The 16,613-nt window shown below is 36.5% G+C and carries 19 protein-coding genes and 1 other annotated feature; all 19 genes read left to right on the top strand.

The annotated features are described in order from the left end of the window. The first annotated feature begins 197 nt into the window (after positions 1–197). The 19 genes from AC0ONG_RS20990 (at position 198) to AC0ONG_RS20900 (ending at position 16,598) form a co-directional block, all read left to right on the top strand. A complete protein-coding gene (locus AC0ONG_RS20990; protein ID WP_000720491.1) occupies positions 198–773 on the top strand; it encodes a Maf family protein in 576 nt (191 codons plus the stop codon). 46 nt (positions 774–819) lie between these two features. Beyond that, positions 820–1,497 carry a RadC family protein gene (gene radC, locus AC0ONG_RS20985; protein ID WP_001013396.1) on the top strand — a complete coding sequence of 226 codons (678 nt, stop codon included), beginning with the start codon at positions 820–822 and terminating at the stop codon, positions 1,495–1,497. 157 nt (positions 1,498–1,654) lie between these two features. Next, on the top strand, positions 1,655–2,674 hold the full coding sequence (gene mreB / locus AC0ONG_RS20980; protein ID WP_000466736.1) for a cell shape-determining protein MreB: 1,020 nt from the start codon (positions 1,655–1,657) through the stop codon (positions 2,672–2,674). Between the two features lie 41 nt (positions 2,675–2,715). Then, on the top strand, positions 2,716–3,567 hold the full coding sequence (gene mreC, locus AC0ONG_RS20975; protein WP_001135484.1) for a rod shape-determining protein MreC: 852 nt from the start codon (positions 2,716–2,718) through the stop codon (positions 3,565–3,567). A gap of 14 nt (positions 3,568–3,581) precedes the next feature. Continuing rightward, entirely contained in the window at positions 3,582–4,127 is a 546-nt protein-coding gene (mreD, locus tag AC0ONG_RS20970; RefSeq protein WP_000975762.1) for a rod shape-determining protein MreD, read from the top strand. A gap of 35 nt (positions 4,128–4,162) precedes the next feature. Further along, the gene (minC, locus tag AC0ONG_RS20965; protein WP_000391514.1) at positions 4,163–4,849 is read left to right on the top strand and encodes a septum site-determining protein MinC; all 687 of its coding nucleotides are present in this window, start codon (positions 4,163–4,165) and stop codon (positions 4,847–4,849) included. Positions 4,850–4,851: 2 nt separating this feature from the next. Then, complete coding sequence (gene minD, locus AC0ONG_RS20960) at positions 4,852–5,649, top strand: septum site-determining protein MinD (protein WP_000503309.1); 798 nt, start codon at positions 4,852–4,854, stop codon at positions 5,647–5,649. 133 nt (positions 5,650–5,782) lie between these two features. After that, a complete protein-coding gene (gene spoIVFA / locus AC0ONG_RS20955) occupies positions 5,783–6,529 on the top strand; it encodes a stage IV sporulation protein SpoIVFA (RefSeq protein ID WP_000797477.1) in 747 nt (248 codons plus the stop codon). Continuing rightward, on the top strand, positions 6,522–7,382 hold the full coding sequence (gene spoIVFB, locus AC0ONG_RS20950) for a stage IV sporulation intramembrane metalloprotease SpoIVFB (protein ID WP_000599046.1): 861 nt from the start codon (positions 6,522–6,524) through the stop codon (positions 7,380–7,382). Before spoIVFA ends, spoIVFB begins: the two co-directional genes overlap by 8 nt. A gap of 67 nt (positions 7,383–7,449) precedes the next feature. After that, positions 7,450–8,838: an Rne/Rng family ribonuclease gene (locus AC0ONG_RS20945; protein ID WP_017763620.1), complete on the top strand. Its 1,389-nt coding sequence runs from the start codon at positions 7,450–7,452 to the stop codon at positions 8,836–8,838. 77 nt (positions 8,839–8,915) lie between these two features. Continuing rightward, positions 8,916–8,993, top strand: a sequence feature (ribosomal protein L21 leader region). A gap of 14 nt (positions 8,994–9,007) precedes the next feature. Beyond that, on the top strand, positions 9,008–9,316 hold the full coding sequence (gene rplU, locus AC0ONG_RS20940) for a 50S ribosomal protein L21 (RefSeq protein WP_000270907.1): 309 nt from the start codon (positions 9,008–9,010) through the stop codon (positions 9,314–9,316). An 11-nt stretch (positions 9,317–9,327) separates the two neighbouring features. Continuing rightward, positions 9,328–9,672 (top strand): ribosomal-processing cysteine protease Prp, encoded by a 345-nt coding sequence (locus tag AC0ONG_RS20935; protein ID WP_002082112.1) that lies wholly within the window; start codon positions 9,328–9,330, stop codon positions 9,670–9,672. Positions 9,673–9,675: 3 nt separating this feature from the next. After that, the gene (rpmA, locus tag AC0ONG_RS20930) at positions 9,676–9,966 is read left to right on the top strand and encodes a 50S ribosomal protein L27 (protein WP_000944957.1); all 291 of its coding nucleotides are present in this window, start codon (positions 9,676–9,678) and stop codon (positions 9,964–9,966) included. A 63-nt stretch (positions 9,967–10,029) separates the two neighbouring features. Further along, positions 10,030–10,572: a sporulation initiation phosphotransferase B gene (locus AC0ONG_RS20925; RefSeq protein ID WP_001003585.1), complete on the top strand. Its 543-nt coding sequence runs from the start codon at positions 10,030–10,032 to the stop codon at positions 10,570–10,572. Between the two features lie 4 nt (positions 10,573–10,576). After that, entirely contained in the window at positions 10,577–11,863 is a 1,287-nt protein-coding gene (gene obgE / locus AC0ONG_RS20920; RefSeq protein ID WP_000497121.1) for a GTPase ObgE, read from the top strand. Between the two features lie 188 nt (positions 11,864–12,051). After that, positions 12,052–12,759 carry a response regulator transcription factor gene (locus AC0ONG_RS20915; protein WP_002082113.1) on the top strand — a complete coding sequence of 236 codons (708 nt, stop codon included), beginning with the start codon at positions 12,052–12,054 and terminating at the stop codon, positions 12,757–12,759. Then, positions 12,749–13,831: a HAMP domain-containing histidine kinase gene (locus AC0ONG_RS20910; protein ID WP_000865417.1), complete on the top strand. Its 1,083-nt coding sequence runs from the start codon at positions 12,749–12,751 to the stop codon at positions 13,829–13,831. Before AC0ONG_RS20915 ends, AC0ONG_RS20910 begins: the two co-directional genes overlap by 11 nt. Positions 13,832–13,924: 93 nt before the next feature. Continuing rightward, entirely contained in the window at positions 13,925–14,701 is a 777-nt protein-coding gene (locus AC0ONG_RS20905; RefSeq protein WP_000114530.1) for an ABC transporter ATP-binding protein, read from the top strand. Next, entirely contained in the window at positions 14,676–16,598 is a 1,923-nt protein-coding gene (locus AC0ONG_RS20900) for an ABC transporter permease (RefSeq protein ID WP_086397886.1), read from the top strand. The genes AC0ONG_RS20905 and AC0ONG_RS20900 overlap by 26 nt, the downstream gene beginning before the upstream one ends. Positions 16,599–16,613 lie beyond the last annotated feature (15 nt).

The following is a 16,613-nucleotide window of genomic DNA, read 5'->3' as shown; positions in this document are numbered from 1 at the left end:
AGAAGTACATGTACTTCTTTCTTTTCTTTTGAATTTAGAGCAAAGTGCTTTCTCTATGACAGGAATATAATCGTATGCAATAAAGAATTGTTATTTTAGTTAGAGAAATTAATATTTCTTTCATTTGTGGACAAACTATTCCTTTGATACGATTGATATAAATTGTTCTGCTTCATGTGAGAAAGGAAGGAGAAAATATGAAAAAAATAATTTTAGCTTCAGGATCACCTCGGAGGAAGGAATTGCTTGAGTTAGCTAGCATACCATTTGAAATCGTTGTAAGTGAAGTAGAGGAAACAATTGGTGCATATTCATCGCCTTCTGATATTGTAATGTCGCTTGCCTTGCAAAAAGCATCAGCGGTGGCAGAAAATAATAGTGATCACATTGTGTTAGGTGCAGATACAATTGTTACATATGAGTCGCGTATTCTTGGTAAGCCTTCTAATGAGGATGAGGCGAAAGAGATGTTACAATTACTATCAGGGAAAACACATGAAGTGTATACAGGTGTTGCGATTATATCAAAAGAAAAAACGGTTACTTTTTATGAGCGTACAGAAGTTACGTTTTGGGAGCTAACAGAAGAGGAAATTGATACATACGTCACGTCGAAAGAACCTCTTGATAAAGCCGGTAGTTATGGGATTCAAGGTAAAGGATCTATTTTCGTTCAAAATATTCAAGGGGACTACTATAGTGTAGTTGGCTTACCAATTGCACGTCTCGTTAGGGAATTAAAACAATTTGATATTGATGTAACCCATGCGTAAAATTGCATGGGGTTTTCTTTGAGAGAACAAATAAAGGAGTGGAGAGATGAACGGTATTCGTGATGTTGTAAGAGAAGAACAGCCACGGGAGCGTTTATTGTTAGAAGGTGCCGGAAGTTTATCAAATCGAGAGCTTCTCGCAGTATTACTCAGAACAGGTTCTAAAGAAGAAACAGTGTTAAAGTTATCAGATAAAATTTTACACCAATTTGATGGCTTACGTATGTTGAAAGATGCAACATTAGAAGAGCTAATTAGTATACATGGTATTGGGATTTCAAAGGCATCGCAACTTATGGCAGCCTTTGAACTAGGCAGAAGAATGGTGCGTTTAGAATATCAAAATAGATATAGTATTCGAAGTCCAGAAGATTGTGCGAAATACATGATGGAAGAAATGCGTTTTTTACAACAAGAGCATTTTGTTTGTTTATATTTAAATACAAAAAATCAAGTTCTACATAGGCAAACGATTTTTATTGGAAGTTTAAACACGTCAATTGTACACCCCAGGGAAGTTTTTAAAGAAGCCTTCCGTCGTGCAGCAGCCTCTATTATATGTCTTCATAACCATCCCTCAGGAGATCCCACGCCGAGCCGTGAAGATATTGAAGTAACAAAACGTTTAGTAGAATGCGGCCAGATTATCGGAATTGAAGTGCTAGATCATATTATAATAGGTGACCATAAATTCGTGAGTTTAAAGGAAAAAGGTCATATTTAAGACTATGCTTTTTACTTATTTTGTTTTATAATGTGATTTATGAGTTTTTTGTAGAAATTTATCTACAAAAAGGATAAAGATATAAAAAACGTACTGTTTTTATAATATAAAGTAAGAAAAAATGAGTCCGTGAAAACAAGAAAGGAAGATAAATAATATGTTTGGATTTGGTGGATTTACTCGCGATCTTGGAATAGACTTAGGAACTGCGAACACGCTTGTATATGTAAAAGGAAAAGGTGTAGTTTTACGTGAACCTTCAGTAGTTGCGTTACAAACTGATACGAAACAAATCGTTGCTGTAGGTAGCGACGCAAAACAAATGATTGGTCGTACACCAGGGAACGTTGTGGCACTTCGCCCGATGAAAGACGGTGTAATTGCTGATTATGAAACAACTGCAACAATGATGAAATATTACATTCAACAAGCTCAAAAATCAAACGGTTTCTTCTCACGTAAGCCGTATGTAATGGTATGTGTACCATCTGGTATTACAGCTGTAGAAAGACGTGCAGTAATCGATGCGACTCGTCAAGCGGGTGCTCGTGATGCTTATCCTATCGAAGAGCCATTTGCAGCAGCAATTGGTGCAAACTTACCTGTTTGGGAACCAACTGGTAGTATGGTAGTTGATATCGGTGGTGGTACAACAGAAGTTGCAATTATTTCTTTAGGAGGTATTGTAACAAGTCAGTCAGTTCGTGTTGCTGGTGATGATATGGACGATTCAATCATTCAGTACATTAAGAAAAGCTATAACTTAATGATCGGTGAAAGAACAGCTGAAGCATTAAAATTAGAAATCGGTTCTGCAGGCGAGCCAGAAGGTATCGAGCCTATGGAAATTCGCGGTCGTGATTTAGTAAGTGGTTTACCAAAAACAGTACTAATTCAGCCAGAAGAAATTGCAGATGCATTAAAAGATACAGTAGATGCGATTGTAGAATCAGTTAAAAATACACTAGAAAAAACTCCACCTGAATTAGCAGCTGATATTATGGACCGCGGTATTGTATTAACAGGTGGCGGGGCATTACTACGTAATTTAGATAAAGTAATTAGTGAAGAAACAAAAATGCCAGTTCTTGTTGCAGAAGACCCATTAGATTGCGTAGCAATTGGAACAGGTAAAGCATTAGACAATATCGATCTTTTCAAAACTGCTGCTCGATAATATTGCAAAATAAAAATCAGTGAAATTAAGAGGGTGTGAACGTGCCACAGTTTTTCTTAAACAAAAGATTAATTGTTTTGTTAGTTAGTATTATTCTTCTCGTGGCATTGATTGGAATCTCATTGAAAGAACGGAACAGTTTAACATGGCCAGAGCAGTTTGTTAAAGACACTGTCGGTGTTGTAGAACGTGTATTCCAAAAGCCAGCGAAATACGTAGCTGGATTCTTCGAAAATGTAGAGGATGTAAAGCGCACGTATGAAGAGAATAAAGAATTAAAAGCAAAATTAGATAATTATGCAGGTCTATCAGGGAAAGTAAAACAATTAGAAGATGATAACAAGAAGTTACAAGAGTTAACTGGAAAAAAGGAGTTGCTGAGCGATTATACTGAGATTCCAGCTACTGTTGTTTCTCGTAGTTCAGATAAATGGTACGATTTAATTGGAATTGATAAAGGGGCACAGCAAGGAATTAAAAAAGATATGGCTGTTATGACTTCACAAGGTTTAGTTGGACGTGTGAAAAGTGTATCTCAGTTTACATCATCAGTAGAGTTATTAAGCTCTATGAGCCGAACAAATCGTGTATCTGCTATTGTACAAGGGCAAGAAAATATCTTTGGTTTAATTGAAGGTTACGACAAAGAAAAACACTTACTTCTTTTCACAAAGATTGGTTCTGATGCAAAAGTAGAAAAAGATCAAATGGTTGTAACATCTGGACTAGGTGATATTTTCCCGAAAGGTCTTGTAATTGGGAAAATCGTTGATGTACAACCAGATGCATACGGCTTAACAAAAACAGCTTATGTAAAACCTGCCGCTGATTTAAATGACGTAGAGCATATTATGGTTGCTAAACGTAAAAAGCCTTCAGCGCCATTAGAATAGGAGGGAGAGAAGAGATGATGAAGATTTTAAAAAGAGCAGCTCTTCCTCTTTTGCTCCTTTTTGTGTTTCTATTTGAAAATATGTTTGCTACCATTGTTCCAACAAATGTGTTTTGGAAAGAGAGTATAGCAGCACCGCATTTCTTTATAATCGTCTTATGTTTTATTACAGTGTATTATAGTCCGGTCCAAGGGATTTATTACGGACTATTATTTGGTTTCTTATTTGATACCGTATACACAGAACTTGTCGGTATATATATTTTTGCTTATCCGATTTTAGCTTATTTAGTTTATAGTGTGATGAAAGTACTGCAATTGAATTTATTTATTGTTGTTTCCATCATATTAGCTAGCGTTGTAGCACTAGAGTATTATGTGTATGGATTTTTAACTTTGTTGGGACGTACTCATATGCCAGCGTATGTCTTTTTCACAGATCGTCTCCTTGCTACTTTATTGTTAAATGCTATTTTCTTGTTGATAGTTTGTTTCCCACTGAGACGATATATATTGCGTCTTTCAAAAGCGATGGAAGAAAAAGAAAAAAGGATTTTCTAATTTTATGTCGAATTGAATCGGTGGGGTGAACTTTAGTGGAAGAAAAAAAGCAACAAAATGTAACGATAAAAGGGACAAAAGATGGGATAACGCTTCATTTAGATGATTGTTGTTCATTCTCTGAATTGTTGATAGAATTAGACGAAAAACTTTCTACACATTACTACGATGGTGATGGACGCTCTTTAATTGAAGTGCATGTGAAAGTAGGAAATCGTTATTTAACAGAAGTCCAACAAGAAGAGATTCGTACGTTAATTCGTAATAAAAAGAATCTTGTTGTGGATTCAATTAAAAGTGATGTTATCACTAAAGCAGAAGCAATAGCTTGGAAAGAAGAAACAGAAATTGTCCCTATTTCCAAAATTGTTCGCTCTGGACAAGTTTTACATGTAAAAGGAAATTTGTTGTTAATTGGAGATGTTAATCCAGGCGGAACGGTTATCGCTGGGGGGAATATTTTTGTTGTAGGATCATTAAGAGGAATTGCACATGCTGGGTATTATGGGGATTCGGATGCTGTAATCGCTGCATCTGTTATGAACCCGATGCAACTTCGAATTAGTGATGTGGCAATGCGGGCTCCGGAAGAGAAAGAAGACGGAGCGGAGGCGGCAGAATGTGCGTATATTAATGAGAACAATCACATTGTTGTCGATCGCCTGCAACTTCTCACTCATCTTAGACCTAATTTAACAAAGTTAGAAAGGGGAATTGTATAGCTGTGGGAGAGGCAATAGTAATTACATCTGGAAAAGGCGGAGTAGGTAAAACTACAACGTCTGCGAACATTGGTACGGCCCTAGCGTTATCTGGAAAGAAAGTGTGCTTAATTGACACAGATATCGGTCTTCGAAATTTAGACGTAGTAATGGGGCTGGAAAATCGTATTGTATTTGATCTTGTTGATGTCGTTGAAGGGCGTTGCCGTTTACCTCAGGCTCTTATTAAAGATAAACGTTTTGATGATCTTTATTTATTACCTGCAGCACAAACGAGTGATAAATCAGCGGTAACACCTGAACAAATGGATGAATTAATACAAGTATTACGTCAAGATTATGATTACATATTAATTGATTGTCCTGCGGGGATTGAGCAGGGATTTAAAAATGCGGTAGCTGGTGCGGATAAAGCAATCGTTGTTACGACGCCAGAAGTATCCTCAATGCGCGATGCGGATCGTATTATTGGGCTTTTAGAAAAAGAGGATATTGAACCACCAAAACTTGTTATTAACCGTGTACGTAGTCATATGCTTCATGAACAGGATATGTTAGATGTTGATGAAATTGTACGTACATTGTCAATCGAGCTTCTTGGTGTTGTCGAAGATGACGATGAAGTTATTCGAGCTACAAATACAGGTGAACCTGTGGCGTTGCAACCAAGCGGAAAAGCAGCGTTGGCTTATCGTAATATCGCAAGACGCTTGTTGGGTGAGAATGTACCATTACAAGCATTTGAACAAGAAAAGGTATCGGTATTTGCAAAGGTAAAAAACTTCTTTGGAATCCGTTAAAAGCACTTCGCACATATGCGAAGTGTTTTCTTTTTTCTTCACACGAATATCTTTCTTTCTTAGCTCATACACATGTACAAACTGTATACAACTGTTTCTATTGAAATTAGCTTACGGAAAGAAAGGAGACAGTATGAAGAATAGACGCGTAGAAGAAATTAAAAAGCGGATTGCGAAAAGGAAGGCCGAGCAAGAAAGGATGGAGGAAGAGCAGTATTTTACCGGAGGGAATTTTGGTAGCGAAACAGTATTTATTGAAGAAGGAGAAAAGGAAATTCACCCTTTATTTCGAAAGGAAGTCTTTTTCTTCAAAGTTTTATTATCAGCAATATTAGTTCTTTCGGTTGCTATTTTATATAAGAATGCCCCGTCTTCGTTCGATGGTGCTAAAGCTGTTACAGAAAAAGTGATGAAAGAGGAATTTCAGTTTGCTACTGTAGCGAAATGGTATGAAAAGCAATTTGGAAAACCGCTTGTATTTTATTCACCGAATGAGAAAAAAGAAGGAAGTATTCAGCAAAAAAATTATGCAATTCCTGCTTCTGGAAAAGTAATGCAAGGGTTTCAAAAAAATGGCCAAGGTGTATTTGTCCAAACAGCTACAAATGCAACAGTTGAGTCAGTGAATGAAGGATTAGTTGTTTTTGCGGGTAAGAAAGAGGAACTTGGAAATACAGTTCAAATTCAACATGCAGATGGTACGGAGTCATGGTATGCAAACTTAAACGATATGTCAGTGAAATTATATGATTACGTTTCAAAGAAACAAAAAATTGGAACGGTGAGTAATGATACAAATGATAAAAATGGAAAGTTTTATTTCGCGATAAAAAAGAATGAAAAATTTATTGATCCGATCCAGGTGATATCATTTGATTAAATATAGGGACGTTTTAACGAAAATTTCCGTGCATCCATTATTTTGGGTTATCATTGTCATTGGTATTTTTACTGCACGTTTTAAAGAATTAATACTGTTATTTTGTATTGTTCTTATTCATGAACTTGGGCATGCTCTTGCAGCAGCGCACTATAATTGGCGTATAAAAAAAATTCAGCTTTTGCCGTTTGGTGGCGTGGCTGAGCTTGAGGAACATGGTAATAAGTCGTTGAAAGAGGAACTTGTTGTCGTAATTGCAGGACCGATTCAACATGTTTGGATGATGCTAGTAGGTTATATATTATTTGAAGCCGGTTGGCTGAACGCGGATTTATATTATTTCTTTATGTGGAATAATATAATTATTTTAGCGTTTAATTTACTCCCTATTTGGCCGTTAGATGGCGGGAAAGTATTGTTTAATATACTATCATATCGTTTTCCTTATTTACAAGCACATGAAAAGATGATGAAATTGTCATGTGTTTTTTTTGGTGTAATATTAGGATGGCAGTTACTCTGGAATAGCAATAATATTATGATGTGGGTACTACTCATGTTTTTGGCAGTGTCGTTATATCAAGAGTGGAAACAAAGACGGTATGCCTTTATGCGTTTTTTATTAGAACGTTATTATGGGAACAAAAGAGGAATTGAAAAGATTGCACCTATTGAAGTGCAATCAGAAGATCATTTATATAAGATATTCACAAAATTTCGTAGAGGATATAAGCACTCTATTATCGTCCATGGAAAATATAAAGAACATTACACATTAGATGAAAATGAACTGCTCTATGCATATTTTACTGAAAAACGAACAACTTCATCAGTTGAAGAATTAATCGGTTAGTGTTGACGATAGCACTAACCTTTTATTATTGTAAAAGCAAAGAAGATTATAAAGTGAGGAAATAATTTTGAAAACGTTATATGTGAATTACGCTGGATCGGAAAAGCGCGTTGCAATTGAAGAGAAGAAAAAAATTGTTGAGTTTTTATGGAAACGTAATGAAGAGCAAGAGATTGTTGGGCATATTTATGCCGGACGTATCGTAAGAACAATCGCTGGAATGAACGCAGCATTTGTAAACATCGGTTTAGAAAAACATGCGTACCTTTCATACGATGATGTACCATCTTGTTATCGTATACATGAAGGGCAAGCGATTCTCGTACAAGTTGTGAAAGAGGCAATTGATACGAAAGGGCCTAAATTGACAGCGAATATAGAATTTACCGGGAAATATGTCGTTTATATGCCGTTTGATGAGATGCGCGCTGTTTCTCGGAAAATAAAAAATAATAAAAAAAGACAACAGTTACTCCAAATTGAGGTAGAAGGAACAGGGGGTTACATTTTCCGCTCTGCTTCTGAAAAAGGAGCGATTGAAGAAATACAAGCTGAAATGCAAATGTTACAGCAGTTATATGAAGAGCTAAAAAGAAAAGAGGGCCAAGGAAAGGCGCCGTTATTACTTCATCGACCGGCCACCTTTTTAGATCGTGTATTCCAAGAGAATCCGATTGAAACAATTGAAAAAGTAGTTGTAGATACAAGAAGTATAGTAAAAGAATTAGAGGAAAAGATTGGAAAAGAAAAAGTATCTTTTTATAATGAAAAATCTTCAATGTTTAACCATTTTGGAATAGAGCGTGAAATCGAGAAAGCACTTCAAAAAATTGTATGGCTCCCGAATGGTGCTTATTTAATTGTGGAACAAATGGAGACGATGACTGTAATTGATGTGAATACGGGCAAGTTTACTGGAAAACAGAATTTACAAGATACAGTCCTTCGTACAAATGAAGTGGCAGCTGAAGAGATTGCACGTCAATTAAGACTGCGTGATATCGGTGGTATGATATTAATTGATTTTATTAATATGAAAAGAAGAGAAGATAAAGAAATGGTAAGAGAATGTCTCATGGCTGCTATGCAAAATGATCGCACATATACAAGAGTGCTTGGGTTTACAGAGTTAGGGATTTTAGAGATGACACGTAAACGTAAGAAACATTCTTTACGCGACGTATTACTAGAAGAATGTGTACCGTGCAAAGCGACGGGGTATGTGATGTCATATGAGACAATTGCGTATGAGTTAGAGAGAGAGCTAATTACATATGGCAATATAGAGGATGAGGCAGTATTAATCGCTGCACCTAAAGACTTGCAAAAACAATTTTTGCAAAAAGAATTACAAAAAAATATTCCATTTGAAATTTATTTCAAAGATGATATGATCGAAAAGTATGCAATTGTCCGTTTTGGAAGTAAAACAGAAATTGTAGAGCGGAAAAAATAGTTAGCAGAACATTTATTGACAACCGTCTATGATTCATGATAACATCTTTATGTTATAGTTTATAGCACCTAAACGGCTATATGCTACAACCGCACAAGACAGGTTCCCTAAAGGCATATATGTCTACCTCGTTTTTGGCGAGTCTTAGTAATTAAGAGGAGGTGCAAGTATGTACGCAATTATCGAAACAGGTGGAAAACAAATTAAAGTTGAAGCTGGTCAAGCAATCTACATTGAAAAATTAGATGTTGAAGCTGGTGAAACTGTTACTTTTGACAAAGTTCTTTTCGTTGGTGGCGAAAACGTTAAAGTTGGTAGCCCAGTTGTAGAAGGTGCAACAGTTACTGCGAAAGTTGAAAAACAAGGTCGCGCTAAGAAAATTATCGTTTTCAAATACAAAGCGAAAAAGAACAATCGTAAGAAACAAGGTCATCGTCAACCTTACACTAAGCTAGTTGTTGAAGCTATCAACGCTTAATCCAGGTTAACATGATTAAAATTACGATAAGTCGCACGAAATTAGGAAGTATCCAATCATTTAAAATGACTGGACATGCCGATTATGCGCCACATGGACAAGACCTTGTCTGTGCTGGAACTACAGCGGTTGTGTTTGGTTCTATAAATGCAGTGGAAGAACTTTGTAATGTGCAGGCAACTATTGAACTCGGAAGTGATGGTGGATTCTTAACGTATGAATTGCCTAATGATTTAGACGTTCATACAGTAGAAAAAGCACAGATACTTTTGGAAGGATTGGTTGTTTCGCTTAAGACGATCGAACTTGATTACGGAAAGTATATCCGTTTAATAGAAAAAGTGCAGGAGGTGTAACGTATGTTAAGATTAGATCTTCAGTTTTTCGCATCTAAGAAAGGTGTAGGTAGTACAAAGAACGGTCGTGACTCTCAGTCAAAACGTCTTGGTGCTAAACGCGCAGATGGTCAAACGGTTTCAGGTGGTTCAATTCTTTACCGTCAACGCGGTACAAAAATTTATCCAGGTGTTAACGTTGGTCGTGGTGGCGATGACACTTTATACGCGAAAGTTGACGGCGTAGTACGCTTTGAGCGTCTTGGCCGTGACCGCAAACAAGTGAGCGTATATCCTGTTGCTCAAGAAGCATAAGAACTCACGGAAAACTCTAACCTGAGTGCAGGTTAGAGTTTTTCTATATTAAGGGGTATCTAAATGAATGAAAAATGGACAATTATAGATGCATTGCGCCATTCAAGACATGATTGGCTCAATCGTATGCAGATGGTGAAAGGAAACCTTTCCCTTGGAAAAGTGGAAGAAATTCATAGTCTCATCGATCGTTTTGTCCAAGAAGCGAGACAAGAATCCAATCTGATGGGGCTATCAATGCCTTTATTTTCAGAGTGGATTTTAACATATAATTGGAAACAGCAGCCGTGCTTATTGGAGTACGAAGTATTAGGGAAATTACATAACTTATCTCACTTAGATGAGACTGTATGTACATGGACGAATCAATTTTTCTCGATGCTTCAGCATAGTTTAGACGTATATGTTGAAAATTATGTTTGTATCACAATTGAATGTGACGCGGATAATGCTCGTTTCTTTTTTGATTTTCGTGGTAAGCTAACGAGTGTAGAAGAACTACAGAATTGGCTTGCGACCCAAAACAATAAATGGTATTCCATTTCTTATACAGTGCGAGACGAAGAAGTCTCAGTTATATTACAACCAATTGAAAAAGTGTGGTGAAATAATGTTTGTAGATCAGGTCAAGATATATGTAAAAGGCGGCGACGGTGGTAACGGTATGGTTGCGTATCGTCGTGAGAAGTATGTTCCTAAAGGTGGCCCAGCAGGTGGCGACGGCGGTAAAGGTGCAGATGTTGTTTTCGTAGTTGAGGAAGGCTTACGTACATTAATGGACTTCCGCTACCAACGTCATTTCAAAGCTGATCGCGGTCAGCACGGAATGAGTAAAGGTCAGCACGGACGTAAATCTGAAGATTTAATCGTAAAGGTTCCACCAGGAACAATAGTAAAAGATGAAAAAACTGGTCAAATTCTTGCCGATTTAGTAACGCATGAACAAACTGCTGTAATCGCAAGAGGTGGCCGTGGTGGCCGTGGTAACTCACGTTTCGCAACAGCTACGAACCCAGCACCAGAAATCGCTGAGAACGGAGAACCAGGTCAAGAACGTGATGTCATTCTAGAACTTAAAGTACTAGCAGATGTTGGACTTGTTGGATTCCCAAGTGTAGGTAAATCTACATTATTATCTGTTGTATCATCAGCACGTCCGAAAATTGCAGAGTATCACTTTACAACAATCGTTCCGAATCTTGGTGTTGTTGAAACTGGTGATAACCGCAGCTTCGTGATGGCTGACCTTCCTGGACTAATTGAAGGCGCACATGCTGGCGTTGGACTTGGACACCAATTCTTACGTCATATCGAGCGTACACGTGTAATTGTACATGTTATTGATATGTCTGGTTTAGAAGGCCGTGAGCCATATGAAGATTATGTTACAATTAATAATGAATTAAAAGAATACAATATGCGTTTAACAGAGCGTCCGCAAGTTGTTGTAGCAAACAAAATGGATATGCCAGATGCAGAAGAGAACTTACAAGCATTTAAAGAGAAAGTGGGAGACGAAGTAAAAATCTTCCCAATTTCAGCTGTAACGAAACAAGGTGTTCGTGATTTACTATTTGAAGTAGCGAACTTATTAGAAACAACACCAGAATTCCCAATGTATGATGTTGTCGAAGAGTCTGAAGCAAGTGTAATGTATAAATTTGATGCTGAAAGTCTTAAATTTGAAATTACACGTGAAAGTGACGGCACATTTGTTATTTCTGGTTACGATATCGAGAAGACATTCAAAATGACAGACTTCTCACGTGATGAATCTATACGTCGTTTCGCTCGCCAAATGCGCGGAATGGGTATTGATGAAGCGCTTCGTGCACGTGGTGCAAAAGACGGAGATATTGTAAAAATTCTTGAATATGAATTTGAATTTATCGATTAAGACTGCCGAAATATGGCAGTCTTTTTTTTATCCCACTATTTGCCCGTAGAACCTCCACTGATTAAAGTATCACTTTATATTGCAATAGTTAGATTATTATAGGGAAAAATCCCCACTAATTAAATTTTCAATTTATAATGGAAAAAGGAGTAAATGTAGAAGAATTCTTTTATGGGGAGAAAAAGAACATGTATAAAATATTAATTGTAGAAGATGATGAGAAAATTGCGGGAATATTAGAGGAGCATTTAGAAAGGTATGGCTATCAATCATTTAGAGCAAGTGATTTACGTCATATAAAAGATGAGTTTGTAAAAATAAATCCTCATCTTGTGTTACTTGATATTAACTTACCGTACTTTGACGGTTTTTATTGGTGTCGTCAAATTCGTACTGTATCGAATGCGCCGATTATTTTTGTTTCTGCAAGAACAGGGGAAATGGATCAAGTGATGGCGATTGAAAATGGCGGCGATGATTATATTACGAAGCCATTCCATTTAGATATCGTAATGGCAAAGGTGAAGAGTGCGCTTCGCCGTGGCTATGGAGAGTATGCCTCTGCTGCTGAAAGTGATTGTTTAGGTGTAAATGGACTGTTGTTATTCCCGTCCCAGCATATCGTTGAGTGGCAGGGACAACAAACTGAACTGACAAAAAATGAGTTTTACTTATTAGAGTGTTTAATGAAACAGGTGAATCAATATGTAACGCGTGAAGAACTGTTAGAAGCTCTATGGGATGAAGTAGCATTTGTGGATGATAATACATTAACCGTAAATGTAAAACGTGTAAGGAAGAAACTAGAAGAGCTAGGCATTAAAAATGCAATTGTAACGAAACGTGGATATGGTTATGCGCTTCTTACGGAGTGGGGCGAAGGGCATGAAGGTTAAAAATTACCTCGTGGATCGCTTTCCTTTAATTCTTTCTTATATTGTTAGCCTTTGTTTATTTGGGCTCGTTTTGCAGTTGCAAAGTCTTTTAGAAAAGAAATCCATTGATTGGAGTACGTGGTTATATGGACTTTTATTAGGAACAGTTGTGTTTACTGTATACCTCATTTACGATTATCGAAAACGGAGTGTGTTTTTAAAGAGGATCGAAAAGTACGTTACTGGCGGAAATACATTACATGACTCTTTACTTATTGATGAATCTTATACATCAGAGCAAGAAATGGTCGTTGAATCTTTTACGTTATTAAGACAGCAATATATGAATGAAATTCATAAACAGCATGCGAAAGAGCAACAGCAAATGATATTTATGAACCAATGGATTCACCAAATGAAAACACCAGTATCTGTTATTGAATTATTGTTGCAGAAGTTTGGCAAAGAGCATCGTGAGGCAAGAGTAACAGTTGAAAGTATCCGTGAAGAAAATAACCGTATACTAAATGGGTTAGATTTAGCGTTACATATGGCAAGACTAGAGCAGTTTGCGAAAGATTATAAGGTAGAAGTAGTAAATGTTATAGATATCGTGCGAGGTATTATTAATGAAAACCGAAAATCCTTCATTCAATCGTCTGTATTCCCGAAAGTGATGTTTGAAGAAGATACTTGTATGGTTGCATCTGATAGAAAATGGCTGAGCATTGCTATAGGTCAAATTGTTGTAAACGCAATCAAGTATACCAAAATTTCAGCGGTAGAGAAAAAAGAAATTCAATTTCAAATTGAAGAGAAAAATCAAAAGGTGTTATTACATATTAAGGACAATGGAATTGGTATTCCAGAGCAAGACGTAAAGCGCATATTTGACCCATTCTTTACGGGAATAAATGGACGTAAAACGAGAGAAGCGACTGGGATGGGCTTATATATTACGAAGGAAATTTGCGATAATTTACATCATGGAATGTATGTTCAATCGGCTGAAGGAGAAGGGACAACATTCACGTTCCAATTTGCAAAAGATGAAGAATATCATACATTGATGAGAAAAATGACAAAACTGTAAGATAACAAAACGTTTTGTAAGGGAAATCACTCGTTTCTTTTTCTTATTTTTCTTATAGTAAATGTAAGAAGAAAACACATAGGGGGATTAGAAATGAGTGTTCTTGAAGTAAAAGGATTAACGAAGGTGTACCAATCAAAAGGTTCAGTAGCGACGACTGCTTTAAACGATATAAATTTTAAAATAGAAGAAGGCGAATTTGTAGGGATTATGGGTCCTTCAGGAAGCGGGAAAACGACGCTTTTAAATTTATTAGCAACAATTGATAAGCAAACTTCAGGTCATGTACTTGTAAATGGTGAAGAAATTAATCAAATGCGTGCTGCCAAATTAGCGGAGTTTCGCCGTACACATTTAGGATTCATCTTCCAAGATTTTAACTTACTTGATACGTTATCCATTAAAGAAAACATCATTTTACCACTTGTAATGGCGAAGAAATCTGTAAATGAAATCGATGCGAAAGTACTGGAAATTGCGAAGTTTTTAAACATCGAAGAAATTTTAAATAAAAAAGTATACGAAGTATCAGGCGGACAACAGCAACGTGCAGCAGCTGCGAGAGCGATTATTCATGAGCCTACGTTAATTTTAGCAGATGAGCCGACTGGAAACTTAGATTCGAAGTCAGCAAAATCATTAATGAGCGCGTTGCAAGACTTACATGAACAAAAGAAAGTGACAATTGCAATGGTAACGCATGATCCAGTAGCAGCGAGTTATTGCGAACGTATTCTATTCATTCGCGACGGAGAAATTTTCTCAGAAATACATAAAGGAAGAACGAAACAAGCCTTTTTCCAAGAAATTCTGGACGTACTTGCGATGCTAGGAGGAGAATATCATGAACTTTCGCCAGCTCGCGCTTAATAACGTAAAAGGGAATTGGCGTAACTATAAAGCGTTTCTTATAAGTAGTTGTTTATCGATTGTCGTATTTTTCATGTATGCTTCTTTTATTTATCATCCAGATGTCGTAAGCGGTAATATTAGTATGAGAAAGATGATTACAAAAGGATTAGAATCGATGAATTATATTGTGGTCATCTTCTCGGCACTCTTTATTTTATATGCAAATTCAACGTTTTTACGAGCAAGAAAAAAAGAGTTTGGTCTACTAACATTAATAGGCGGAACGAAATCGCAGCTCGGCCGAATGATTATATTAGAACAACTGATGTTAGGTGGTATTGCAATTGTAGTTGGTATTGGGGTTGGAATGCTTTGTTCAAAATTATTTTTCCAAGCGTTAAGCGTATTATTGAAAATAGATAAGACACTTCCACTCGTTTGGAATAGTAAAGCAGTTCTTATTACAGCTGGTGTATACTTTATTCTATTTTTAATCCTATCATTATTTAGTGTTTGGACAGTAGGACGCTTGCAAATTATTGATTTATTAAAAGAAGCAAGAAAACAAAAAGTAGAGCCGTTTGCATTTACATGGTTAAGTGTAGTTGGTATAGGATGTATTATTGCTGCATATGTACTTAGCTTCCAAGTAACGTTTCTGAATTTCATCATCCTCTTTTTACCGGTGGTAGGACTGACAATTGGCGGAACGTATTTACTATTTACACAAGGTAGTACAGTTGTATTAAAAGCATTACAAAAAAGAAAGCAATCTTTCTATACGTATCCAAATATGTTTGTTCTTAGCAACCTTATTTATAAAATGAAAGATAATGCTCGTTTTTTATTTGTAATTTCTATTATTACGGCGATTGTATCCTCGGCAGTTGGCACGCTTTACGTATATTTTGAAAATTTGAGTGCGAAAACTGTAGAACTTACACCACATGCTATCTCATATGAGGAAAAGGGGTTAAATACATATAGCCTTATTAATGAAGAAAAGGTACAGGAGCTTGTGAAGAGACACGGGTTTGAAGATGCGCGAAAAGTAACATACATAAAACTACCAGCAACACAGAAAATAACGTTGTTTAATAGTGAACATGAAGTACCGATGACGATTATTTCAGAAAAAGAATATAATGCGGAAGTGCGTAAACAAAAGAGAGAGCAGCCTTCAGAAATTCATAATGCAATGGGTAGTGCAACGATGGTTATGGTTGATATGTCAAATGAACTGATGAAGATAGATCGTACGAAACCGTATGAATTTACAATTAACGGACAAAAGCAGTCTGTTCAATTAAATGCCCCAACGCAGTATTCTGTTTTTAATGATAGTGAATATCTCGTTGTAAATGATCAAGATTTTGAGAAATATGCAAAACTCGTACCAGATGAAGAAAAGACGAAATATTACGGTTATTATATTGAGGATTGGAAAAGTACAGAAGATCTTGTATTAGATTTGAAAAATGAAATTGCACCAGAAAAGCAAGGAGAATTGAGAAATTCAGTGTTTGCGTATAAGGATATAAGAGAAGGTGGAGCAATTACAATGTTCATCGGTTTCTTCGTAGCAGTACTGTTCTTCTTCTTCGCTTGTAGTATGACATACTTTAAATGGTTTAACGATAAAGAACAAGATCGTATTCAATTTAAATCGTTAAAGAGAATCGGTATGACAGATAAAGAAATTCGCAAAATTGCGATTCGACAAATGGGAGTTATCTTCTTTATCCCAATTTTAATCGGTTCCATTCATAGTGGAGTTGCTCTTCATACGTTAGGGAAAATGCTTTATATTGATTTGTGGAAATCAGGTGCGCTTGTAATTGGAGCATACATTTTAGCTTCTGCCATTTACTTTATGATCGCGCAAAGAGGATATTTAAAACACGTAAAAAGCTAGGGGAATCTCTAGCTT

It is taken from the genome of Bacillus sp. TCT6, assembly GCF_056033845.1.
The sequence above is the reverse complement of the archived record's forward strand: the minus strand, read 5'-3'. Positions and strand labels throughout refer to the sequence as shown.